This is a genomic window from Legionella longbeachae (genome assembly GCF_004283175.1).
GTDB classification, from domain to species: Bacteria; Pseudomonadota; Gammaproteobacteria; order Legionellales; family Legionellaceae; genus Legionella; species Legionella longbeachae.
Map to the genome: position 1 here is coordinate 49756 of NZ_RXNW01000013.1, position 24950 is coordinate 74705.

Consider the following 24950-nt stretch of genomic DNA (forward strand, 5'->3'; position numbering starts at 1 on the left):
TATTACCTATTACCTATTGCCTATTGCCTATTGCCTATTGCCCTAGAACTTGATAAGCAATGGTCTTTCGTACGAGGTAAGTCAAATCAACGGTGATTGTGGCTTGCTTTGAATCATTACACTAGCGAAATACTTGCTTATACATTTGGAGATCGAACAGATAAGACCTGCAAGCAATTACAACACCAACTGGAACTATTCAACATAACTCAATATTTTACTGATGGACTAGGTGCCTATCAACAATTATTACCTTTTAAGCAACACTAAGAGGGAAAACGTAATACTAAAAAATAGAGCGTAAAATTTTAACTTCCCGTACTCGTATCAAAAGATGAGCTAGAAAAACAATTTGCTTTTCTAAATCTGAATTCATGCGTGATACCGTTATTGGTTTATTTATCAATCGATTTGAGTTTGGCAGAAATGTATGATCAACAATTTTGACGCACTACCCTTTTTTCAATGGCATATAATTTTTGAAAATAGGCCATGGCCTGATGAGATTTGCCTGTTGTTTTAGCAAGTTTGGCCAATTCAGCAAAAGGACGTCTGGCATGAGCCATACAGCCCAGATGAATAATATCGGGATTACCAATAAGGACATCAGGTTTATTCCGAAGGCATCAGGGACACATTCCAGTTACAAACCCGTCTGTCATTTTTTATACTACTTTATAATGCTTCTTATAGTGTTTTAATCTTTTTTTGACTTCAAAATCAAAGGCTTAATCTAGACTAACTTAATTATAATTTCTCCTTATTTGGGTTAGATTTCCGCCTTATTATTCCAAACTGGAATAATAGCATTCACATGTTCATACATATATCATATTGCAGTAATTACCGCTTGTTAAACTGAATAATATACAGTTTAAGGAGCAAAGAATGAGTACATCTAAAATTGAACTCCTCATAGACAAAACTATGCGGAAATGCTTTTATTACCAATACAGTGATGAGCAACAAACGTACTCAACCATCCCATCAGGAGGTGAGATTGATAGTGATAAACTTCGACAAAAAGATCCAAAATTTTGGGTATCTCGAAGTTTAAATGAAAAATCTATACCTAAGAATCTAATTATTAATGATATTTTCTTGAGTTATCGCTCCAAAAATGAAGTAGAACAACTGAAAAACATACTAAGCGAACTTATAAACCAAAAATTTCCTATATTCTTATGGCAAAAAGGAAGCCTTGTCCCACTGAATCAAGATAATCTATCGCAATTGGATAATAATGAAATTATAGAATCAATCACTCAAGCCTATCCAGACAGTATTATCAAACTTGCAGTTCAAAATCATCGTCTTACTAAAAATTCGATATTGCTACTGGATGATTATTGGGTCTCCCAACTTCTAGAGAATAATAAGAAACCTCAAGAACGAGCTATATATGCCAGTATATGGAAAAAACTAGATGATTCATCGAAGATAGAAGCCTTAGAAATACTTACGAAATCCTCCCCCAAATTAACACAGTTTATTGATGACATTTTCCCTGAGGATGGTGAGGTTATACCACCAGTTCAGATGGATCTAAAACGTGTGAAGCGATATAAAATCATTACGATCCAAGCTGGGGAAAATAACTTAGAAACCATTAGCAATGACATGCTTGCAAAAAAAATAGACGTGAATTTCGCGAGGCGATGTAATGAGTTTTTATCACCTATACTAAGTTTTTCAGATCAAGTAAGATCTCTTAATTTCACTGGAAGTCTTATAACCGGAACACAATTAAGTCAATTACTTTCCAAAACACCCCATGTTGAAACTCTTGTTATAAAGAACTGTAACAAGCTTGGAGAAGCTGATGATTTTTCATCACTTTTACCAAAATCTTTAATAAATATTAGGTCTATTGATTTAAGTGGAACTTCTATCACCGCAGCACAACTTAGCCAATTATTACTTGCAGCGCCAAATATTGAGACCATTAATTTATCTAAGTGTCGAATTATTGGTGCTAAAACGCAACTTTCTCTCCCCCCCCAATGCTTGGCTAAACTTAAATCTCTGAATTTAGAGGAAAGTTATGTCACCGCAAAACAAGAGCTACTATTCGCAGCTCCAAATCTTGAAACACTTAATTTATCCTGGTCAGGTAAATTACAACTGACTGGTTCATTGTCATCCCAACCAGAGTGTTTGGGTAAGCTTAAGTCACTTATTTTAAGATACAGTTTTATAAGCAAAGAAGAACTTCACGAACTAGTGCGTGCAGCACCAAATCTTGAAAAACTTGATTTATTCATGTTTGAAAAATTAGATCTGACCAATCTATTATCAATTCAATCAGGATTGACTAATCTTAAATCTTTTTCTGTAGATGATCGCTTTACAGAAGAGCACTTTGAACAACTAGTAAGAATTGCTCCAAATATTGAACTTGAAGATGTAAAAATTTTGTATCTAGAGGCTGATCCTAACGGCAGCGAAAAGTTTCTTTCGGACTGTTCAGACAATTCAGATAGGGCAACCTCTCCAGAAGACTCTCATTTTAATGTCAAAGAATTCTTAACATTCATACCTAAAAAATCAGAAGAATTCTCCTTCCCTACTTCTTTTTCAGGCAATCACCAAGGAATGATTGTTGCAAAATTCTCGCAGTATTTAATGAATAAAGCTCCTAACCAACATAAGACTTTAGTCCAGGCTATTCAAGACGGAATGTGCGTTGCTTTATCTACGTATTTTATTCAAAATCTCTCGGATTTTAATGGCTTCTTTGAGCGAATTGTAAAGTGGGATCCTATAAACACCCCCAATCCACCCAAAGAACTTGAGAATGATTTTAATCAGCTCATAGACTACGTCAATAGGGTTCAACTTAAGCAGCATCGAACATCCATATATCTTGGGAAGAAATGGGTAGAATCACTGATTGAACAAGTGAAACAACCCATAGTACTTCATAATCCCTGGCATGCGATTGCACTAGAACCTCCCACCCCTCCTTTAAAAACCACCTGGACGGTCTATGACCCTAATTATATTAATGGACCTAAAAATGTGTCTGATAAAGACCTGAAAAAGACAATTAAACTTGCTTTAGGATCTGCTAATCTAACGGTTGAATCACATGTGATGAAACCTAATAGTCCACTGTCTCTATCTAAGCATTTTCTCAGTACAGGAGGACTATTGACTCTATGTGAGGTACAGAACAGGGATAATATATTATCTCAGTGCAAAAATGTTCAATTCTCTGCCGACGAATTATCCGATGGCCTCTTCTTACGTGATACAAATGGAATCCCTGCATGGTTTTGGGGAATCAATCATCATTCTCCAGAGTTAAGGATTTTTACGAAACAGCTTTTAAAAGAATACAAACAATCTTATTGCAATGGAGATAACTTAAGCTTTGAAGAATCCCTGAAGAAAAGCATTGAACATCTGAGCCCGGAACAAATGCATAAGATAAAGAGGAGTCCGAGTGCCACTAATTGGATTGCTCAGTTGGTTTCTGATTCAACACCTGACAAAGCGACAGAAGATAATCGTTCAAAGCACATTAAGACACAGACCCAAAGCCAAAAACAATTGGAACAATGGTGCGTCGATTATCTACAATCTCAAAGTACTCCGACCCAAGAGTACGAAGACTTAACTCAGTATTGTAAGGAGGTATTATCTGCAAAAAATAATACTTTAATTTCTTGCAATACGGATACAAAAACACAGATGTTGCAACTTGAGGTCTTTCAAAAAGCAAAAGTCAGCGGACATCCTGTCTATCTTATCGACTCACCAGAAGATCTTCTTTGCAGTGTGGATTACATCGATGAGAATGGAAAACTACAAAAAGGACCTGGTGGCCCTTTGTATCACTTTCTTAAGGAAAATAAAGACAGAAATCCAACCTTACTTATTAATTATGATCGATTTAAAGATAGTGATTTTGTACGGTTTAATAGCTTATTAGACCCAGATCCCACCATAGATGGTGTCGTTTTTCGCCACCTCTTTAAGGATTCCGTCCCTAATACTTTGGAGCAAGGTAAAACTCAATTTCGAGTCATAGGCTTTAGAAACAGTGCCAATCCAGATTGTTATAATGAATCGGATTTTACTTCACGCATGCAGAATAAACTCTCTGCGTTCAAAGACATTCCTCCTGTACCCCAATTAGAACACAACCTTGACCATGATGTGGGTAACAAGGCCGTCATAAATCTGTTTCATTCCCCTTATTGGAAAACAGAGCTTCTGGGACAATGGGTTCCTGATGGAGATGGTTTTCGTTTTAAAGAGGGACTTTTAGAAAAAGTGTTAAAATCCACCCCCATACCGCAAACGTTGGTAATAAACAATGGATTAGAATCTAATGCTGAATACCAAGCCTTTTGGCAAAAAGCCTTAGTGTTAGGATCTATCCAACACCAAGGAAAAAACATTGTTTTGCCTGGCAACCTGAAGCTGCTCCACCAAACAGGTTATAACTGGAATAAACTGAGTGAAACTTCCTTGACATGCTATAGCGGTCAAGGATCCGGTGAAGTGATAAATCCATCCCGATTTAATAATCTTTTTAAGCGCTATATTTGCGATAACGAACAATTAATTGAACAGAAAGGTTTGATTGAAGAGGCGGCTCAACGTCCGGGAAAAGAATTAACGCTAAACATCAGCAGAGCACTTAGCGAGGATCAATGGGCAAAATTACTAACACAAGCTGATGAAGCCAAACTGAAACTCACGGTCTATTTGGCGGAGGGTGTGAGGCTTCCCGAGAAACTCTTAATCCCTATTCACAACATAGAAGAAACGCCTGTAGTTGATGCTCGAGATAGGTTTTATCCTGTATCACACTCTAAAGAAGAAACACAAAAGCAGATCAAGCAGATCAAGCAGTTCAATAATCCGCTCGTCATTGACGTCTCTGAAGCGCAGGCTTCTGATTTAATCAAACGCTTGACTTTGAAAGACACTAAAACAGGTTCTCTAGTGTTTCAAGAGGAAGAAGGGGCTTTAATCAAGGCATTGAAAGAAAAGCAAGTCGTTATTCTAAAAGGTCAAATACCAGCTCCATTAATGGATGAATTACACGCTTTACTCCATGAGCGACGAAACGAGCCTAATGCAACAGGTAACCTTATTGTGATGCCAACTACTTTAAATCCAAAATCTGACTTAAGTGATTTTCACACCTTAAGCAACAGTCCCCCCAAGCAAATTAGTGCACAAACATTCATGCAAGACCGAATTGATGCTTGTAATTCGGTCTTAAAAAACAACCCCTATGTTTTTTTAAGTGGACTGTCTGGAGTAGGTAAAACCTCGTTTATAGAATCAGAATTTTGCGGTAGAGACAAACATAAACTTCATTTCACACTAGAAGAATGGTTGAAAGCCAATGACTCCAGTTCAAACGAACACTACCAGATTCTCTTTATTGATGAGGCGAACATAGGTCAACGTGATTTTAGTGAGTTCCAGGACTTATTTAATACACCACCCTCATTATTGTACAAGGGAAATGTACATGTTCTAAGCCCACAGCATAAAGTCGTATTTGCTGGAAACCCTTTAAGTTATGGGGAAGGACGCACTCTCCCCTCTCTTTTTCAAGAACATGGTAATGCTGTTGTATTTACCCCTTTACCTAACTCGGTGATTAAAGAGCGTATCTTAAATCCAATTTTTGAGGGCTCTTCTTTAGAAAAAGAAGTAATTGAGTCCATTCAACAACACCTCCTTGAGGTATACAATACCTTATGTCGTTATTCTGATACCAAAATTCTCATTTCACCCAGAGAATTACAGATGATGGCTTTGCTGACCCGAAGTTATTGTGAACATCAAGAAAAAACTGATCAAAATGCAAACCCTAAAGAAGCAGTAAAGCATTTTGCCTATAAATTGGCACTGCCGTTAGTACCTCAAGAGCATCAACAGGATTTTAAACAGAACTTTAAACCACTTACAACTCTAAAGCAGCTGATTAAACCGAGTGAGCCTTCTAGCCACTCCTCCTTTTGCATCACCGCGTCCAGGTTACCTATTGAACAATCAATAAACCAGCTGTTTTTATTACGTCAACAACGCCGCAAAGAAGTCCTTTCAGCAAATCCTGCGCAGCTTTATGGCGGTTTAGGAGGGCTTGTACTTGAAGGCAATCCGGGCGTGGGAAAAAGCGAATTCCTCATACATCTACTCAGATCATGGGGATTAAAAGAATGCTCTCTGAGTCATAAAGAATCGCTGGACACACAGGATGAACCCAGCAACCATTTCTATCGTATTCCAGCTGAGTACTCCATCAAACAGAAGAAAGATCTCCTAAGGAAGGCCTTTCATGAGGGTGCTGTGGTAATTATGGATGAAATCAATAGCTCACCGATGATGGAACAGTTTTTAAATCACCTTCTAATGGGTAAAGATGATGCGGGAGAGCACCCTAGGCAACCAGGATTTATACTTCTAGGCACTCAAAATCCAGCAACTCTATCCGGGCGTCGCCAAGCCAGTGAAGCGCTTAATCGACGCTTACAAACCATTCACATGCCAGAATATCCTGTTTCTGAATTAGCGCAAATTCTTCAAACCAAAAACATCACAAAGGAAGAAGCCGAAATCCTAGGTCAACAATGGAACAAAAAATACCAAAATGCTTTAGCTATACATCAAAAACCACCCACCTTCCGTGATTTAATCAACATGGCGGGATATTGGAGAGAAATATCCGAGAGGAACAACAAACTAGTAGATAAACATAAAATCTGTGAAGATGTCACAGAAAAGGCCAAAGTAGTTGGCGTTGAGGATAAAGCTTACCAATTGAGTCTGTCTATTAAAAACCCCAGTAATTTAGAGAGCCTCAAAACTCAGAGAAACTCTATTGCATCCCCTCATTATGGGAAAATTTGGAATGATTATCTCATTAAAGAAGGGAATACTGCTCCCCTAAAGTCGAGTCAAAGCATCAACCATTTCAAAGACCGGTATGTCAGTATAAAGAATATCGAGAACAAGGAAGAAGTTGAAAAAGAGACTCTATTATTTAATAAGTAAAATTCTAACAGTCAAGACTTAAACCAAGGATAGCAAGAGAAACTTACGATGCATCAAAGAGCCCTAATTCAAAAAATGAGATAGCTGGATGCCCAACTTTGGAACTTAAAATCCAGCTAAATCAGGGAATAACACTACCTATTCCAAAAGTTACTGACCCAATCTTTTATTTCATATTTAGCTAATCTTCCCCTCATTATTTTTTGCTACTGTTTAAACAAACAACTTCTAAAGGCTAAGTGAATTATGGTATATAAACTTAACAAACATTGCAGGCCCTCTTTCGATCAAACGAAAGATAACAAATACAAACAAGCTGTTCTGGAAATTACAGGCTCCCCAGAAAACAAGAATCGAACTTCATTTTTCTATAAAAGAACTTCCCCAACCAAAACACTTACTTCTCTTGAGGAGAAATTAAGAGCCTTTTATCTGAATTGTAAACCAATAAATCATGCAACGGTAAACACGCTTTCAGATTTGTTGAAAACAAATTTTGTTGTAGGTGAATTTCATGAAGATCGCGCACCTAAAAATTTTTTAATTCAAAATATGAAAAGACTAAAGGAAGCTGGATATACCACCATGTTTCTAGAGCATTTATATTATGATGATCAACAAGAAATGGACGAATATGATCCTAATGTTGCAACTGCCTCAAATCAAAAAATTGAAACTTGTCTGGAAACTTTAGATCGAGGATTTCTTATTTCGCCAGAACAGATTGTAAATCATGATAAACACTGTGAGTGCCAAGAATGTAATTATCGGGCAGGAAATAATTTTTTAGAATTAGTAAAAGCAGCCAAACTATATGGTATACGTATCGTTGGAATCGATACGGAATATACCTATTCGGAACAATATGAAAAGGATCATATGATATATGCTTATGGATTGGTTACAGGAATAACCAGGGACTCTTTCCGTATTCAAAGTATGAATTACACAGCCACTAAAATCATAGAGAAAGAAATGAATGAACATCCGGGAAAGTGGTTTGCCTTGATGGGGTGTTTTCATTGTTATTCATCGAAAGAATTTTTAGGTGTTCCTGATTTAACAGGGGCAAATACCGTACTTGTTAAAACCGAAGAAAAACTGGATAAAATAGAAGTTGAATTCAATGGATTCAGGCCGACTCAGGAAAGGAAAGACTTTGAAAATAGAAAAAAAGAAACTGTAAATATTTCTTATACGATAAGGATAGAAAATCCTAAAGATCGGCCAATACCGGTAATTGAAGCAGCAGCGGAGACTCATCATCAAAATATCCAACTGAAGGAGGATACATCAAAAGAAAATGATAATGCTTATCAAAATATTCCAGTTTTAGAAAATAACTTCCAACTGCAAGAAAATCAATTATCTCAAGTAAATCAAAGTGAGAAAACATCCACAGCAAACTTGAATTTTTTTGGATTAATGGCTCCAAAGCCTGCCTCCATAACAACAACTACATCGGCAATTTCCAAGATTGCAGAAGAGGAATTGGAAAATGACCCACAAAAACTTGAGTCATTTTTTTCTTTAAAATAATAGTAAAAAGGTCCCATACCGGATTTATTAGAAAATTAGTGTGAAACTGATTTGTCAGAAAAATGCAGTAATTGTTCATTACATTGCAAGAAGATAATTTTATTTAAAATTTAGTTGATTTATATGGTTGCGAACCAGAAGTTTTGAGGTTCGCATCCTTAAAGAGAGCACTTTAAGTCTGCTTTTTAATTTTCACACACAATACAATTGACCGGTTTGGTTACCTTCTACGCTTTTGGAATATGCCATTGCTGCACGAGCAGCAGATACCGGCATAAACCCATGAAAATAGTCAGCGTAATCAGTCATCGATTCTTCTAAAACGGTTGGACTAACTACGTTAATACGCAAGCCTCTCGACATTTCAATTGCAGCACCTTTAACAAAACCATCCAAGGCGCCATTGACCATGGCTGCTGATGAACCATAGCGAATAGGATCTCGGTTTAATATACCGCTAGTTAGTGTAAATGAGCCACCATTATTTACATAAGGCAGTCCAAGCAATACCGTATTAACTTGTCCCATAAGCTTATTATTTAAACCGATGCAATATTGTGATTCTGTCATTTCATCCAAAGCACCAAAATGAACAGTTCCGGTCGTTAAAATAACTGAATCGAGTCGCCCCAGAGTTTTATACATGTTTTCTATCGAATGTAGCTTTGTTATATCGACAAAGACATCACCATCTTGCCTGGCTGCAATTACGACTTCATGTCGTGATGATAATTCCTTGACCACCGCCTGACCTAAAGTTCCTGTTCCACCGATAACTAGGATGCGCATAACCACTCCAAAATTCATGAATAAGAATAAGAATAAGTATAATTATTTACAAAATAGCAAACAATAAATAAAAATTGATAACATTATTTACTATTTGGAAGTAATCATGAACCTTGTAAATTAGAGCTCCCCCGCAGTGAATAGGTTTGGAGCTACTACCATTCATTTATGGAGTTTCAACGCGTTTGAATAAAAAATTATAATTCCTTGCACAGTTAGCGCTGATTTGATAGTTTTCAATCAAAGCTGTTGCATGAGATGGATCTATGAAAGTGGGACATGAAAATGGTAATGTTATTTTAGAAATGCAAGAAATCCCAAGCGGGACTCATTCAGAAAAAGGACAGGAATGGAGTATCCCCCATCTACCCAATTACCATACTTTTGAACCGTGTCATCCAGCAAATACAGCCATGTTTGATATTGCTCCTGCTACCCTCTCTACCTGGCTGACTCGATACCTACCATCACCATCCTCACTGACACGCTATTTGCCTTCCTGGTCGACTTTGGCTTATGGCACTGCTGCCTTTGCAACCACACTCCCCTTTTTACCCTATGTATTGACAAAGACGCCTGCATCGCTGGGAACCGATTGGTGGAAATGAATATGTAACTTTTCTAACCACCACAGGTACTGGATCCTGGTTAAGCGCAGCATTTTTTATTTTTTGCAGCCAGGCGGGCTATGATGGATTTAAATTGATCTGTCAACTCTTGTTAGATAATTGCCCTATGGATGAGCTTCATTATGTGGCTAAATTAACCATTGCCATTACTCCCGGGATCACTGCGGCTATAGTGGCTTTTATGTCAGGATATGAATTTCCTGACCATATTGTTGGACATGTTTTTACCCACGTCAAACAAAAACCCGTTGATCTACTCAAAACACTGTTGATCACAGGCTGTTGCGCGCTCACTGCTTTGGCGCTTAAAAATGCCGCTGCAAGTCTTGCCGCACACCCTAATTTATTTAACTTGGCTCCCAATAGTACTGATCCCTGGGAGTACCTTTATTATGCGCTCTATGTGTATGGAAATTATGGGGTCGGGATGGTATTGGATTTAACAGCTTGCACTAAACTCTTAGGATTAACCCAAAATATCCATCCGACTTCAGCAGACAACATGATTTCTTGGTTAGAACAAAATCCACTGACTTCTGAAACGATGATTGCATTAAAACAGAACGGATTTTTCAATCATAGAGGTGACAAGCCAACTTTTCCACGCAATGAACTGGGCATCGAACCAACAATACCCTAGGATTAAGTTAACCTAATCACGCAAATATGACTTTATAAAATTAATATAAAATGCGCTGATAAACCACTTTGATCTACACCATGAAATAAATTTGTATTATAAAATGTATTTGCAATTTATAATAAATAACCCAGCTTTCAGCCTGCATGATGATTCAAATATGATAGACATTAATAATTATCATTTAACATGTGAGCGTTGTAGTTTCTCTCCTTTTTGTATTATAGAAGGGAAAAATTCACGATGGTTGCATCAAATTAACCGCGCAGTAAAGCAACACCATTATTTAAAAAAGCATGAAGCATTATATCTTTCTCGAAATATGTTTCGAAACATCTACGCTATTCAATATGGGAATTTAAAAACTTATCAAGTTGATGCGGCTGGAAATGAATTAATTCAAGGATTTTATTTTAGTGGTGAAGTCCTTGGTTTTGAGGCAATTTACACAGGACATTACCTTTTTTCAGCAAGGGCATTATCTGATAGTGTTATTTGTGAAATTCCTTATGATAATTTCCTGGAATTACTGGAATTACACCCCGAGCTACAAAAACATATTTTATATATAATGAGCCAACAGTTAAATATGGGAAATTATTTGTTTTCAATTACAGCAGAACAACGCCTTGCTGCTTTTCTTATTGACTTATCATTCCGATTGCATCCATCAGACATCCAAACAAACTTTATTCTACCAATGTCTCGTCAAGATATGGGGAATTATTTAAAACTCACGGCAGAAACTATCAGCCGTCTTTTATCTCAATTTAAAGAAAATAAAATTATTGCAATCGATCATAAAAACATTCAATTTCTGCAACCAGAGAAATTAAAACGCATTGCGGGCACGAATGACACTTATGACAAAAAATTTAGATCAAGACTTTCTAATTTCCCTACCAGTCCTTAAGCCACAACTAAAGTGTTATTTAAGTTTTTACCTCATTTTACGTTTCCATGATCTAGATCAATGTCTTTCATAAGAAACTCATTAAAATAACTAATAAATGAAATTATAGGTTGCATTATTTCATTAACAATAATCGTATTTTCAGGTAACTATTGAATTATAAATTCCAATAACTTTCGCCAGCTGTATTAGAGGTAACGTCTTATGAAATCCACCAAATCAGATAAATTATGGAAACACATAAAGGAAATTAAGTCATCTGTAGCTCGTTCAAGCATTCCCAATGAGTGTTATAAGCAATCACACAGGAAGACTTTATTCTGGTATTTTTTTGATCTTATGTTGTTTTTGTTAGGAATTTCCCTGGTTGTTTTAAATTTTAATGTGGAATTACAGCTACTAGGCGGTTTAATTGCTGGATTAGCTACAGCCATGATGTTTGTTTGGGCACATGATGCAGCACATGGGGCTCTTTTCAAAGACAACAAAATTTCCGAGATGCTCGGAACCATAGCCATGCTCCCCTCATTAAATATTTATCGTATGTGGTCCTTTGGCCATAATAAGGTTCATCATGGATTTGTCTCTTTTTCTCCAATAGATTGGATTTGGCGGCCACTTACTTGTTCTGAGTACCAATCACTTTCTAAGTTCCAGCGCTCACTCTATCGAATAGAACGATGTTTTTTCACTTGTGCTTTCCATTATTTACGCAGAGTTTGGTGGGAACAAATGGTATGTTTTAATCCAGGTACAGATAAAAAACAATGCCAATATTATCGACATGGTAAACTTGTAGTTCTGTTTTATGCGCTCATGATGTCAATTTTTGGATATGTTTTTGCAGGAGGTATTATCGGTATTTTTGCTGCGGTCATTTTACCTTTTATCGTTTTTAATTATTTCATCGCGATAATTGTATATCTACATCACACACATCCCGACATCCCTTTTTTTGATTTGAAAAGCGAATGGTCCCATTCTGTGGGGGCTTTGTATTGCAGCACAATTATCCACTGCTCAAAAATCTCAAGGGTATTATTACACAATATAATGATACATATCCCTCACCATTTAGATCCAAGAATTCCTTTTTATAACTTACCGCAAGCGCATAGAGCATTAAAAGCCAAATATGGAGAATATTTTCATGAGTATCATTTTAAGTTGCGATACGTACTGGGTATTTTTAAGAAATGCAAGCTATATGATTTTGAGAACAAATTGTGGATGACTTTTAAGGAAGCCAGGTAATGCATTTTAGAGGATTCCAGGATGTGGGTATGAATAAGGCCATGGCAAATCAAGGAATCTGTTGATGCTTATGACTAACTCTTCCCAAAGCATTATATCGTTTGCATTTCTAAGTTCACTTTGTTTTTGATCTTCAAACTTGAATCAGATGTGCGGCAAGCGCTTAAAAGAGGCTTTGCCTCTTTGGTTACCACATAATAACAAACATCATGAGCCATCACATTAGATGAACTATCGGCTCAACTGCTAGCAATGAGCGTTACAACCATTGATGGTATACTTTAAATCTCGTTGATGTTATCGATTTCATTGTTTAAGCATTGATTTATGAAGGACGTATTACATTAATGGGTTGGCCCTTTAGAAAATGAATGATATTTTCGCATACCGTATTTAGCAAACGTTTTCGTGCTGCAACTGAGGCCCAAGCAATATGAGGCGTGATGATGCAGTTTGTTAAACCAATTAAACGGTTATTAATACGCGGAGGTTCTTCACTTAGAACATCAAGGTAGGCTGCGGTGATTTGCTTTGCCTTTAACGCATTAGCCAAATCGGATTCATTAATTAAACCACCACGTCCAGTGTTAATAAGAACAGCTGTCGGTTTCATTTGTTTCAGCGTCTCGTTGTTAATCATACTTTTTGTATACTCATTCAATGGACAATGCAAACTTAATACATCACTTTGTTTAAGAAGATCAGAAAAACTTACCCACGAAACCAGCTCATCAGTAAACATTGTTGGTTTGTGAGCAATAATTTTCATTCCCAAAGCACCAGCCAACCGAGCAACTTTTTGTGCAACCCGACCATACCCCATTAACCCTAAAGTCATTCCAGCTAATTCAATGACAGGTTTTGACCAATACGAAAAATAAGGTTGGGTTTGCCACTCTCCACGTTGGATAGATTGGTTATGAGCTTCAACATGATTGGTATGAGTAAGTAATAAAGCAAGTACATGCTGTGCAACACTGTCAGTACTATAATCAGGAACATTAGTTACAATAATACGATGTTTTGCTGCTGCACGGATATCGATATTATCAACACCTGTGGCCGTTTCGCCAATATAACGAAGGCGAGGAAGTTTGTTAAAATGTTGTTCGGTTAATTTTACTTTATTAGTAATAATAATTTCAGCCTCACTGGCGCGATCTATAACCAGATCATCAGGTGTTCTATCATAGAGAGTTACTTCTCCTAACTTATTAAGACTATCGAGGCATAGACCATCACTCATTAATGGTTTTGAATCCAAAACGACAATATTATTTTTTTTCATGATAAGTATTACCCTCTGGCTAAATAGATTGTAAGAAATTTTAAACATTGCTTCTATTTAATGATGCTGGTCAGGATAGCAAGATATGCTACGCTTTAGCACCTTCTATTTAAAGTTGAAGTTACATTCTTCAAGAATCATTGTTTTCTTGTTCCGGTAAAAATCCACCAGCTTGCATCTGCCACATATGGGCATAATGACCTTTGGCCTGTATAAGCTCTTCATGGGTACCATCTTCAATAATATATCCCGCATTAAAAACTAAAATACGATCCATTTGCGATAGAGTTGACAACCTATGTGCAATAACGATAGTTGTTTTATCTTGCATCAAAGTATGTAGTCCATCTTGTATGTACTTTTCAGTAACAGAGTCTAATGCTGAGGTTGCTTCATCTAAAATAAGAATAGGTGCATTTTTTAACATTGCACGAGCAACAGCAATGCGTTGACGCTGACCACCAGACAATTTAATACCCCGCTCTCCAACCAATGATTCATACCCCTCTTTTAATTGACTCACAAATTCATGACAATGTGCCATTTTAGATGCCGTGATGACTGCTTCATCAGATGCTGTCACACAACCGTAACGAATGTTTTCCAGTAAACTACGATGAAATAAAGTAGTATCCTGAGGAATCATGGTAATCTGTTCACGCAAAGAGTTTTGGGTTACTGCGGCAATATCTTGTCCATCAATGCGAATTTGACCAGACTCCACATCAAAGAGGCGCAAGATAAGATTCACAAAAGTACTTTTGCCACTACCAGAGAATCCCACTAAACCTACTTTTTGTCGTGCAGGAATTATAATGTTTTTATTCTTAAAAAGATGGACTCCTTCATGATAATGAAAGGTCACATCATGAAACTCAATTTGCCCCTCTTTGACTAATAATGGTTTTGCCTCTTTTTTATCTACGATTTCATGAGGCATCTCCATGATACTTAAAGCTTGTTTGCATTTTCCAGCTTCCTCGGCAAATGTTACAAATTGACTCGCCAAATACCAAAGGTTGTAAAAAATACTGATGGAAAGAGAAATAATAAAACTAAAGTCTCCAATGGAAACCTGGTTATTTTGGTACATATTAACCAGAAGCAGAATATTCACACTAATAAGTACAATGATGCTGATATCCCAGAATATTCGCATCTTGATAATCATCCACTCCATAGCCCTGTCTTGGCTGACTGCTTCAGCTACCGAGTCTCTGATACGTTGACTTTCATAAGTATTCCTTGAAAATAATCGAATATTAGCAATATTACTAATACTGTCCACCCATTGACCAAATACTTTGGTGCGTGTAGTAGAAAAAATGTGTGATAGATTTTGTATAGGACGAAAAAAATAATAGGAAATACATAAAAAGGAAACAGCCCAACCCAATAAAATAACAGCAAATAAAGGATGCACAAGCAACATCATCCCGATGGCAACTATTAACCCCAAAAATTGAGCAAAAGCATCATCAAGGGTTGTTAATATAGTAATAACACCAGAATGCATGTCACCAATTTTATTAGATAAACTACCAGCAAAATTGTTTTGAAAATAACGGTAGGAATGCCCTGTTAAATAATCAAACATTTTATTCATCAGATCTTGACGTATGCTGGGAAATAAACGTAATTTAACCCAATCCAATAGACGCATATCGAATGCAATTCCTATCCATAATGCGATATAAAACAAGACATAAGGTCGCACCGCATCCCATACTTCCGGCCTACTTCCCTCATGAGCCACTACAGTATCAATGATAATTTTCAGTATGTAAGGTGCTAGAGCATTATTGATTGCCCAATAAAGCGCAATAAAAACAAACATAAAAACATAATGCTTGTAAGGCCTCAGTGCCTGTAAAATAAAATGGTTTAATGATAAAGCTGTTTTCAATTTATCTCCTCGAATAATAACCCCACCCGCCTACTCCTTGATGAATTAGGTAAATCGTATTGATTTCGCAAAAAAAGTATTGTTTGTATAGAGAGAAAAGACTGAATTCAATACGCCCAACAGGTTGGTACATAAAGTTACGTTCTTAAGTAAATGCAGGGTATATATATTGGCAAGTCAGGGCATAACTTAAGCCGCGATTCTCAATGGATTTAAAACTTTAAATCTGAAGTAATTGTTAAAGTGCTGAAGTAGACCATAATTAATTTGAAATCAATCACCTACGGCACATTTTAGATGATTGATCTACGGCATGTTGGAAATTCAAACTCATATGCTTTATTGCTTTGAGCCTAATCACATTCCCCTGCGTTTTAATGCTTCATTGTATTCACGCATGCTGATCAAACCAGCATCAAATTTTTTCTGAGCCTCATGAACACTCATATAACGTTTGCTAGGTTTCTCCTCAGCAACGCCAACTATGTCATCAAGCACTACAGTCAACCATTGAATTATCTTTTTCATCTAACACCTTCCTTGTGATAAAAATTAAATCCGTCTAAGCATTATAATCATATTTCAAATTTTATTGTCAATAATATATCCAGATAGATAGTCATGATGCCCCTTCATTATGGCATCATCCGATTGACTTCCCACATTGGCCACAAAACTTAGCGCCCCCCTCTATTAATGCGCCACAAGAACATGTTGAATTTTGTATTACTTGTCCACATTGACCGCAAAAACGAGAATCCGGAGCATTATAGGTTTGACATTTGGAACAGCGAACTCCCTGGTACTCATTGCTTAACGAAAAATCATTATAATAATTCTTTTTACCATGGTGCGATTTAGAGTAACCCCCATGATGGGAGTTACGATATCCGGATTGATGGCTATTGATATAACTACCAAAAATACGCTTTATAAAGCTCATGTTAATTCCCCATTTCTTCTGTAAAATGTTTCAGCATGTCTTCCAAAATACAACGAACATGCGTATCAAAAATACTGTAATAAATATGCTTCCCTTCACGTCTAGCAACCAGAAGACGCGCAGAACGCAAAAGACTTAAATGATGACTGGTTAAGGGGAGTGAAAGTTGTAAATGCTCCGCTAATTCAGAAACTGACTTTGGACCTTGAAGGCAAGTGATAAGAAGTTTTAGACGATTAGCTTCCCCCATTAAATGCAGCGTGTCACTTAAAGTAATAATTTGGTCATGAGTAAGCATAGTTAGTTTAACAGTTAAATAAGTATTTAATTAAACAATAGACCATGCTCAAATTTTGTCAAATCAAGAGATGCTTTTATATTGCTCTGGGTGACAAAAAGCTCCATTGTGGCTTTATTTATACATCTAAGTATTTACCAAAAGCTAAAAATTTGAATAAAGTATCAATCCTGAGTACATCACTGTAATCATTTTCATGATGTTAGAGATCTAAACTTACCGAAGGAAAATATAAATGCCAATACCCACCGATTTATCATTATTTGCAAGGACTGAAGAGATTGATAGTCCTAAAGGATGTAGGCTCATGACTAATCAGGAAAAAGAGAAATTTATAAAATATCATTACTCCCCTTCCAGTGAATTAAAAAATGACAAACTTCATGGTAAGTATTTTTCAATGTTTGCACTCAGGATCTATGTATGGGGTATCACTAAATATGCAGAGGGAACACACGATTTTGATATTATGGGTATTAAAAAACAAGCTGGCTCTCGAAAAAGCAAAGGCGAAACACCAACTTCCAGGATGATAAGAGGCCAATTTTTTAAAAATAAGAATTCTACCCGATCGAAGTTTTCTCCAAATACCGCCGAACAAATCATACGAAATGAGCTTAGTAGCGGATCCAATTTAGCGAATAGCCTGGATATTTATGCGCATGCCAATAATATGAATGATGAATATTTTTTGAATATCATAGAACCTTTAGCTAAGGCTTATGGGTCTAATGAAAAAAATCATTTTACATCAGCAATTATGGATGCGACAGCAAGTTTCTCTCGCTACCAGCCTCTAACCAGGTTAGGAGCTGGTTACATGCAACTAAAAAGAGCCTGCGAAATAAATGAAGAAATAGAAACTGATTGGCAAGTGACTCAACTTATGGGCGCATTGCAGCAAGCCGCTTTTGATATCGTAAGCTACAATATAGGAGCATCCCTATATTATGCCCAGGCCAAGTATTTATCTATTGAAAATATACCGGTACATATTTCTGAAATTTTTAGCCCTGAAATCGATTCGAATTTTGAATTGTCAAAACATGATGTACTTGAAGCATTATCTAAAATAGAACAAAAATTTGGGAAAGATTGTTTAGGGGACTTTTTAAAAAATTTAAAAGATGAAATGAATTTAACCTCCAGTGACGACTTTAAACAAATATTACATACTGTATTAATGAAATATCAAGATAAAGAGGCATATAAACCTGTAACGGAGATGGATGGTCATTACCATCGCTATACTCAGGTGGCTCCTGCTTACAAAATGCCTACAGTTCCAGGCTACCAAGCCTAAACCAAGATCCAGTAGCTGCAATAGGTTTTAAAGACATTCCACTATAAAAAAACTGAATCCCTTCAATGCAACAATTCGTTTCGTGAAATGCTTACATGTAAAACATGTGCATTTCACGAGGCCAAAGTGTAAGAGGATATATTTTTTTTCGTAAAGCAGATCCATTTTATTCTTGACTTATATGCACAACATAATCAATATAAAGTCATCATGGGTAAAATAAAACTACTCGGGGTTATCAGATAGTGGTTATAGAATAAAACATGATTCGGCGCTTTTTTTATATTAGCAATCAATTTTCAATTATCTGAATAGGTTCATTAATATGCGCGATAAAATGGCAGAAAAAACTCCGCATTTTTTTTATCATAATGCTAATCCTGGTTCCTCTCAAACGATAAACAACGAGCCATCAATCATTAAAGATAGCAAATTACCAGATCTATTAAATGCCCCATTTGATACAGAAGCCAAATATAATCTTCTCAAGTCGTTCATTCAACGTTGTGATTCCCAATATTTAAATCAACAAATTATAGTTAAGAATCATGCTACTATTGAAAAAGAGGGACATACGCCCCCCCATTGGAGTACTATCGCAACAAAGAGGATTTATGGCTGCTCTGAGTCTATAGCTCAAGAAAACCAAATGAGAACAACTTTGGCAAATATTATTGCGACCAATGAATTAAATTTCTCTTCCACACAAATGGCTTCTTTGCTTCGAGAATTAATGGTAAAGCGAGTTAATTTTGCAACTATTGATCAATCCCCTTTTCTGAATTTGATCCACCCCAAAAGTGGCAATAACCCACTCAAAAGCTTAATTGTCTCGAGCCTGGATGATCCTGCCCTTATTGAATTATTATATGATTTTATTGGCTATATTGAGACGAACATGACTCATGAAGAGCGATTATCCATTATTGATAATGTAGATAATTTTATCTATGAAGCGATGCTTCCCGCTGAATTTTTGTTACGTTTAGGTCATGAGGATTTGGCTTTGCGTCTTTATCATTTGGGAGCAAAACCTACCCCATATGCATTCCGACTTGCCTGTGCAAGTTATGGTACAACTATTTATTATAATGAAGCAATGCAATGCATTGATTTCTTAATGGACTCTCTCCATTTGGATGAAACCGACTTGCGGGAAGGAAAAGCCTCCCTAAAAAAAGCAAGCCCTACGCAATATAACAATATGCTTTCCAGAATAGTACGCACACTACGTGAAGATTCTAAGCTTCGGAGCGGACATTCCACCCTTTTCGAAACAATAAAAAACGAGTACTTAGAACACTATCAAGATAAAATGTCTCTTTCGTTTGGCGATTTTTGTCAAAATAAGGTGAGCATTGATCATCCACTGATTCAAAAACATGCTCTTTTACGTATCAAGCAAGAAAACATAGGTAATGGTTTATTCTCAATTTATTATCGCACTGAACCCAACTTAGCTGAGAAAAAGTGGACACTGCTCAATCACAATCCAAAAGCAAATGAAATACTTCTTGAGCTTTTTGATTTGCTCGACACACCATCAAAAGCAATTCGCTTCCCTCCCTCACAGTAAAGGATAATTTTATACTCAGAACTGATTCCCTACTTAGGTGGGGGCGTAAAACTTATTGATTAAACATCGCGTTGAAATTCAAATTTGTTTATCAATAGTCCAATTACGCTATCATGCATCAATTCTGATTTTGAAAAACAAATTGTTTTTCTAGTCAATCGCTTGGTACAAGTCATCAAGGTAAGAAACTTTCCTTCTATTTTCTGCGTATTGGTCTTACCTTCTTCATGTTGCTCTGTTGTAAATAAGCGCTTAAGCTCCAAGCCCATCACTAAAGTATTTCGTGATTCAGATTGCAGGCTTTTTTTAAGTGTTGTGAGCACTGTCCCAACAGCGACGAATAAAACACGTGCTGTATCTCAAACCCCAGAGCCATATCCACAAAGAGGAGGTTACCCTCATTAAACCAGAATTAACGTCAACTTCAAAGAATGTTTTTAATCAAACCTTGCTACTCATTGACATACCCCTTTCACATTCATATTCACTATTTTGAACCTTTTCTTTATTTCCTAATCTAAAATCCTGTAATATATTTCTCATATTCGATGTTTTATTCATCGTTTTTTCTTCTGCCATCATCATCGCCTTACAACTTTCGTCCTTAATAAAGTCTTTAGGTTTATTCATGCTCGCTAATTTACAGCCTTTTGAGTGAAGATCTTTAAACTGTCCCTCGTTAAGAATACCATCATCAATAATTTTCGAGATTGTATTGGATTTAGTCCCTACACAACCTGGTGTGTTAAATGCAGCAGCCTCCTGGATCTTCTGTGAAGCATTAAGCATCGCGGCAAGTTGGCAAAATGCATTTCGACGATCGCCTTTCTCATCATAGCGCAAGAGAGCATCAGATTCTGAATGGAGCATGGTAAATAAAGTAAGAGCATGTTGATAGAGTTCACTTTGTCCCGTTCTATCTTTTCCACTTTTACAATTATTACTGACAGCCCCTCCCATTGCTTCAACTAACAGCTTTTTTAAAGCAATAATATATTCTGCCTTATTGCGTGATAATTTTGGGTCTTCCCCAGTGTCATGATGAAACTCATCCAAAACTCGAATTATCAAGATAATACTTCCCTTTTGTTCCTGTGTTAGATGCGGATTCGATTCTAACTTTCCTATGAATTTATCGAGACGCCGCTGTTGTTCATCTGGGTTCCGTTTATCTATGCAAAATAAAAAATCTTTCTCATCTTTAAGGGCAGATTCAATATGCTCAGATTTTTCAATTTTATCATCAAGCTTTGCAAAAACTGCTGTAAGAAAATTGTCAGCAACATTCACTAATTGCTCAAATTCGGGATCGCCACGCATGCTGATCTTATTCCCGCGTGAAAAAGCATTAGTCCCATCATTGTGATACATGAGGAGAAATCCTTCTGCCTCCAAATCTTTCATAGCCTTTAGTTGGCCTTGAATTAATTGGTTATCAGCTTTTGCTACTTCAACCCCCATCTTTTCTACTTTTTCGCTCAATAACGATTGGATCAAAATTGGTATTTGAGGTTTATCGTCACCAAAGAAATTTCCCCATAAATTTTCATAATTGATGGAGGCCAAATGTTGGGTAATGTTTACTAGTTGTTGGGCATTATCTTTCGAGTGTTTTTCCTGTTCCTCAGAGGGCATTTCATAACTCACCGGTGTAGCAGATTTCACACTGGCATTAACAATTTCAAGCTCTTCATCCCGTTTTAACATTAAATAGTTGATGCGCGCATTTGGAAATCCAGGAGCATGCGGCATAGCCGATGATTTAAAAAGAAGCTGGAAATTATTCCATTTATCTTCTTTTATCCCTTCAGGATCGTTAGGACTTGGTATTTTTTCCAAATACCAAGCTCGTTGGGCCGCACTCAACGCTTGAAACCATTGAGGTTGCTTGTCTTCGTCATTATGAATACCCAAGTATTCTTGTTTTTGTTCCGGTGTAAGTTGGTGATTGAGCCCAATATCTATTTGCAGAATTGTTTCATTTTCACTAGGGGTTTCTACAATTAAAATCTGATCTTTATTATGTTCGGCGACAAAATAGCGTTCTGCTTCACGAATATCACGTATTATGTTAGTAGGTACTGGATTTGTTATTGATTTAAGCGAAGAAGCTAAACTTCCCACAAAACGATCCAGCTCTTCTTTGGGATCAGGAGTCACTGGGTTGTTTCTGGAAGCAATGATTTCATTACTCAGCCTGGCCAGTTCATTTCTTATCGCTTGTTTTTGTTCAGGGTTGGATGTTAAATAATGAGGTGAGTCAAGAAGAGTTAATACCCCTCCTATGATACTTAATTTTCTTGTAATAATAGAATACTTAGTTTTGGTATCTAACTCTTGAGCAGTTATTGAAGTGGTTGGATCATGTTTAATTTTTATAATTGCCTTCTCTCCAGGATGTTCAGGTTCAACTCTGGTATACACCCAAGTAGGATTAGGGTGTTTTAGGCGTTCAGTAATTCTTAAATTTTGTTCTAAAATACGTAGCATTTCTTGACTGCTTTGTGACGAAATGGATACAAAATTACTCGCTGGGTTTGGTGCATAATTTGTATTAATCACTTTAATAATTTGCTGATTAGCCGCCTCGGAAACAAAAGAAAAACCAGGAGAAGAGCCTTTTTTTGATGCCTCTTGTTTTTCGACAGCTTTTTCTTGATCTTCTAAATTGATGTTCAATATCGGCCTTATTACTGACTGTCGAAATATGGCTCGATCTGCGCGTTGCAACCGCGGTCTTCTTAACTCTGGAACAGGTTGTGACGACGATGAAGCTATAGGCGAACTACTGGACTGAATTTCAGGGTTATTACTCTTTAAATAGTCTCCCATTTCACTTTTTGGAGGTGTCTTTTTCCAATCTTCATCATCTTGTACTTTGGCAGACGATGATAATTCCTTTAATTCCGGAGATGGCGAAGAAGCTAAAGAGGAGAAATCATCAAACTCAAACACTTCCTGTTTTTTACTTTTTAAAGGAGCTTTAGCCTTAGGTCTTCGAGTAGGTCTTTTCCAGTCATCATCATCGTAAATTTTAGCCGAAAATGATAATTTTTGTTCCTCCTCTAAGGCTTTTAAATCTGGAGATGGTCTTGAAGAGGGTAAAGATGAAGATATAGGTAAAGCATTTTCAATAATTTCTTCACTCTGAGGTTCTATCCAATTTTCCTGTTGCACTTCTGGGGTTGACGCTGAATCTTGCAACAATTTACTTTTTATAGTGTCAATACTATTCACAATATCATCGTACACTCCTGAAGAATCAGCCATTAAAAGTCGAGCAAATCGATTATCTCGATTACGCTGGGAGGTAATGGCTAGTTTTTCTATTTTTGCAACTACGCGATTAAGCTCCTCCATATTATCTTGATCTTCTGGGCTTAAACTTTTAAATTCATTAATCACATTAAGAATCCTAGAAGCAGAAGAAGCTGGTCCTTTGAGGGTGGGATGACTTTTTATTTCCTCCTTAATAAGAATTTCTACGGAAACAATTAAGTTTTGCAACATTTCTTTTTTTAACTCTTCCATTCTCTACCTCTAAAATCAAAAAGCTCATACCTTTTATTTAAATATAAAAAAATTAGGACAGGATTAATGGAGTTATTCGAATTATGTTGGCGGTATACACTTTTTAGATTTTATAAAAACATAAGGGAACATAAGGGAAAAAAGGGTTTTATGATTTATTTAAGAAAACTCTATATCCTTAAGCATGGGTTAAGGAGTGGTATATTATACTTCCGGCCTAATGCATTATTGGAGCAAGTTATGGCGAAAAAACTTTATCAGATTTTAGGCATCGATGATCAGGCAGATGAGGTGAAAATTCGTAAAGCTTATAGAAAATTAGCATTACAATATCATCCAGATAGAAACCCTAATAATCCTGATGCTGTAGAAAAATTTAAAGAAATGGCCGCAGCTTATGAAATTTTAGGTGACGCAGAAAAGCGTAAAAAATATGATCAAGGTTTGATAAATGACCAAGGTAAGGAAGTTCAACCAGAGTTCAAGCCTCAGCATCGACATGAACTACACGCTGATGCGCAAAATTTCCGTCACCAGCCAAAATCGAAAACTCATGAGCCCGATGAATCAAACTCATTTAGGTCAATGCCCCAGCCAAAACCTCAATACAGCAAAAACTTCTTTTTTAAACCCCAACCTGCATTTTATTATTTTTTTAACACTTATGAAGATGCCGTCCGATTTGAACAGCCCAATTTTTATAGAAATCCCCCCGTATTTTTTTATGTCACGCCCTCTCCATTGGAAATTTTATTAGCAAAAATTAATGCTGAAAATTTAAAAACTAAATCTTTTGGGGCACAACATCACACACACTTTACCAGGGAAAAAAATCAACAACCGTCTCATGTATTTGTACACAGCAATTATGGCCCCCACATGGAACGAATTATTGATAATTTAATTGCTAATATGATGATGCTTGAGATGATCGAAAGACTAGTCGAGCGTAGAGCAGATCATCAGCGAGTATTTTCTATCTAAATAAACATTAAAAAATTTCATTGTTTTTTTTGAAAATCTAATATGAAGAAATCTGCCATTGATTCAGAGCGCTTGGATGCCGCGAACAAGTCGCGACATGAAAGTGGTAGGATGAATGGTCAACACGCCTTAATGAAAGAAATTATATAAATTAAGCTTCTTTGCTAGATAACGCTTATTTTATCGATAAAAAAATAAGCATTATTTCCAGAAATAGCGTCTAATAAGTATCCCAGTCTCACATGATACTTCTCTCATAAACCATACCCAAAATCACATCTACAATAAGTAATGAAGGGGGCTTCGTGGTTATTAAGTTAAGATTATGCAA

At 36.5% G+C, this 24950-nt stretch carries 19 protein-coding genes; 10 read left to right on the forward strand and 9 right to left on the reverse strand.

Annotated elements, in window-relative coordinates:
• Positions 1-108: 108 nt before the first annotated feature.
• Complete coding sequence (locus tag EKG34_RS19000) at positions 109-270, forward strand: IS1 family transposase (RefSeq protein WP_158304178.1); 162 nt, start codon at positions 109-111, stop codon at positions 268-270.
• Between the two features lie 164 nt (positions 271-434).
• Here the strand turns inward: EKG34_RS19000 and EKG34_RS13565 are convergent, their stop codons facing one another.
• On the reverse strand, positions 435-599 hold the full coding sequence (locus EKG34_RS13565) for an IS66 family transposase (RefSeq protein ID WP_412755506.1): 165 nt from the start codon (positions 597-599) through the stop codon (positions 435-437).
• 289 nt (positions 600-888) lie between these two features.
• On the opposite strand from EKG34_RS13565, the gene EKG34_RS13570 reads away from it, so the two are divergent.
• Both EKG34_RS13570 and EKG34_RS13575 read left to right on the forward strand, forming a co-directional pair.
• Complete coding sequence (locus EKG34_RS13570) at positions 889-7026, forward strand: hypothetical protein (RefSeq protein WP_012979054.1); 6138 nt, start codon at positions 889-891, stop codon at positions 7024-7026.
• Between the two features lie 246 nt (positions 7027-7272).
• On the forward strand, positions 7273-8565 hold the full coding sequence (locus EKG34_RS13575; protein WP_003631814.1) for a membrane-targeted effector domain-containing toxin: 1293 nt from the start codon (positions 7273-7275) through the stop codon (positions 8563-8565).
• A 192-nt stretch (positions 8566-8757) separates the two neighbouring features.
• On the opposite strand, the gene EKG34_RS13580 is transcribed toward EKG34_RS13575, so the two are convergent.
• Positions 8758-9354, reverse strand: coding sequence for a short chain dehydrogenase (locus tag EKG34_RS13580; RefSeq protein ID WP_003631815.1), 597 nt, complete (start codon positions 9352-9354; stop codon positions 8758-8760).
• Between the two features lie 266 nt (positions 9355-9620).
• Between EKG34_RS13580 and EKG34_RS13585 the strand changes: the two genes are divergently transcribed.
• From EKG34_RS13585 to EKG34_RS13600, 4 genes are all read left to right on the forward strand, one after another.
• Positions 9621-9962, forward strand: a complete 342-nt coding sequence (locus tag EKG34_RS13585) for a hypothetical protein (RefSeq protein WP_003631817.1) — start codon at positions 9621-9623, stop codon at positions 9960-9962.
• 94 nt (positions 9963-10056) lie between these two features.
• The gene (locus tag EKG34_RS13590; protein WP_223800015.1) at positions 10057-10623 is read left to right on the forward strand and encodes a hypothetical protein; all 567 of its coding nucleotides are present in this window, start codon (positions 10057-10059) and stop codon (positions 10621-10623) included.
• A gap of 160 nt (positions 10624-10783) precedes the next feature.
• Positions 10784-11536 (forward strand): helix-turn-helix domain-containing protein, encoded by a 753-nt coding sequence (locus EKG34_RS13595; RefSeq protein WP_003631819.1) that lies wholly within the window; start codon positions 10784-10786, stop codon positions 11534-11536.
• Positions 11537-11740: 204 nt separating this feature from the next.
• Positions 11741-12790 carry a fatty acid desaturase gene (locus EKG34_RS13600; protein WP_003631820.1) on the forward strand — a complete coding sequence of 350 codons (1050 nt, stop codon included), beginning with the start codon at positions 11741-11743 and terminating at the stop codon, positions 12788-12790.
• Positions 12791-13115: 325 nt separating this feature from the next.
• On the opposite strand, the gene EKG34_RS13605 is transcribed toward EKG34_RS13600, so the two are convergent.
• From EKG34_RS13605 to EKG34_RS13620, 5 genes are all read right to left on the reverse strand, one after another.
• Positions 13116-14078 carry a D-2-hydroxyacid dehydrogenase gene (locus EKG34_RS13605; protein WP_012979053.1) on the reverse strand — a complete coding sequence of 321 codons (963 nt, stop codon included), beginning with the start codon at positions 14076-14078 and terminating at the stop codon, positions 13116-13118.
• A 130-nt stretch (positions 14079-14208) separates the two neighbouring features.
• The gene (locus EKG34_RS13610) at positions 14209-15984 is read right to left on the reverse strand and encodes an ABC transporter ATP-binding protein (RefSeq protein ID WP_003631822.1); all 1776 of its coding nucleotides are present in this window, start codon (positions 15982-15984) and stop codon (positions 14209-14211) included.
• 357 nt (positions 15985-16341) lie between these two features.
• Positions 16342-16512, reverse strand: coding sequence for a hypothetical protein (locus EKG34_RS18275; protein WP_003631823.1), 171 nt, complete (start codon positions 16510-16512; stop codon positions 16342-16344).
• Positions 16513-16627: 115 nt separating this feature from the next.
• Entirely contained in the window at positions 16628-16927 is a 300-nt protein-coding gene (locus EKG34_RS13615) for a zinc ribbon domain-containing protein (protein WP_012979052.1), read from the reverse strand.
• A 1-nt stretch (position 16928) separates the two neighbouring features.
• Positions 16929-17225 carry an ArsR/SmtB family transcription factor gene (locus EKG34_RS13620; RefSeq protein WP_003631825.1) on the reverse strand — a complete coding sequence of 99 codons (297 nt, stop codon included), beginning with the start codon at positions 17223-17225 and terminating at the stop codon, positions 16929-16931.
• Between the two features lie 235 nt (positions 17226-17460).
• Between EKG34_RS13620 and EKG34_RS13625 the strand changes: the two genes are divergently transcribed.
• The gene (locus tag EKG34_RS13625; protein WP_003631826.1) at positions 17461-18528 is read left to right on the forward strand and encodes a hypothetical protein; all 1068 of its coding nucleotides are present in this window, start codon (positions 17461-17463) and stop codon (positions 18526-18528) included.
• A 325-nt stretch (positions 18529-18853) separates the two neighbouring features.
• Positions 18854-20104, forward strand: a complete 1251-nt coding sequence (locus EKG34_RS13630) for a hypothetical protein (protein ID WP_012979051.1) — start codon at positions 18854-18856, stop codon at positions 20102-20104.
• Between the two features lie 59 nt (positions 20105-20163).
• On the opposite strand, the gene EKG34_RS18650 is transcribed toward EKG34_RS13630, so the two are convergent.
• Complete coding sequence (locus tag EKG34_RS18650; protein WP_003631829.1) at positions 20164-20373, reverse strand: IS1 family transposase; 210 nt, start codon at positions 20371-20373, stop codon at positions 20164-20166.
• 172 nt (positions 20374-20545) lie between these two features.
• Positions 20546-23635, reverse strand: a complete 3090-nt coding sequence (locus EKG34_RS13640; protein ID WP_003631830.1) for a hypothetical protein — start codon at positions 23633-23635, stop codon at positions 20546-20548.
• Positions 23636-23875: 240 nt separating this feature from the next.
• Here EKG34_RS13640 and EKG34_RS13645 point away from each other — a divergent pair, with 240 nt between their 5' ends.
• On the forward strand, positions 23876-24619 hold the full coding sequence (locus EKG34_RS13645) for a DnaJ domain-containing protein (RefSeq protein ID WP_003631831.1): 744 nt from the start codon (positions 23876-23878) through the stop codon (positions 24617-24619).
• Positions 24620-24950 lie beyond the last annotated feature (331 nt).

Excerpts from the sequence above, each read along its gene's own strand:
- EKG34_RS18275 (WP_003631823.1), bottom strand. The coding sequence starts at position 16,512 with ATGAAAAAGATAATTCAATGGTTGACTGTAGTGCTTGATGACATAGTT.
- EKG34_RS13630 (WP_012979051.1), top strand. The coding sequence starts at position 18,854 with ATGCGCGATAAAATGGCAGAAAAAACTCCGCATTTTTTTTATCATAAT.
- EKG34_RS13600 (WP_003631820.1), top strand. The coding sequence starts at position 11,741 with ATGAAATCCACCAAATCAGATAAATTATGGAAACACATAAAGGAAATT.
- EKG34_RS13585 (WP_003631817.1), top strand. The coding sequence starts at position 9,621 with ATGAAAGTGGGACATGAAAATGGTAATGTTATTTTAGAAATGCAAGAA.
- EKG34_RS13575 (WP_003631814.1), top strand. The coding sequence starts at position 7,273 with ATGGTATATAAACTTAACAAACATTGCAGGCCCTCTTTCGATCAAACG.
- EKG34_RS13640 (WP_003631830.1), bottom strand. The coding sequence starts at position 23,635 with ATGGAAGAGTTAAAAAAAGAAATGTTGCAAAACTTAATTGTTTCCGTA.
- EKG34_RS13645 (WP_003631831.1), top strand. The coding sequence starts at position 23,876 with ATGGCGAAAAAACTTTATCAGATTTTAGGCATCGATGATCAGGCAGAT.
- EKG34_RS13580 (WP_003631815.1), bottom strand. The coding sequence starts at position 9,354 with ATGCGCATCCTAGTTATCGGTGGAACAGGAACTTTAGGTCAGGCGGTG.
- EKG34_RS13570 (WP_012979054.1), top strand. The coding sequence starts at position 889 with ATGAGTACATCTAAAATTGAACTCCTCATAGACAAAACTATGCGGAAA.
- EKG34_RS13620 (WP_003631825.1), bottom strand. The coding sequence starts at position 17,225 with ATGCTTACTCATGACCAAATTATTACTTTAAGTGACACGCTGCATTTA.
- EKG34_RS13625 (WP_003631826.1), top strand. The coding sequence starts at position 17,461 with ATGCCAATACCCACCGATTTATCATTATTTGCAAGGACTGAAGAGATT.
- EKG34_RS13605 (WP_012979053.1), bottom strand. The coding sequence starts at position 14,078 with ATGAAAAAAAATAATATTGTCGTTTTGGATTCAAAACCATTAATGAGT.
- EKG34_RS13615 (WP_012979052.1), bottom strand. The coding sequence starts at position 16,927 with ATGAGCTTTATAAAGCGTATTTTTGGTAGTTATATCAATAGCCATCAA.
- EKG34_RS18650 (WP_003631829.1), bottom strand. The coding sequence starts at position 20,373 with ATGGGCTTGGAGCTTAAGCGCTTATTTACAACAGAGCAACATGAAGAA.
- EKG34_RS13595 (WP_003631819.1), top strand. The coding sequence starts at position 10,784 with ATGATAGACATTAATAATTATCATTTAACATGTGAGCGTTGTAGTTTC.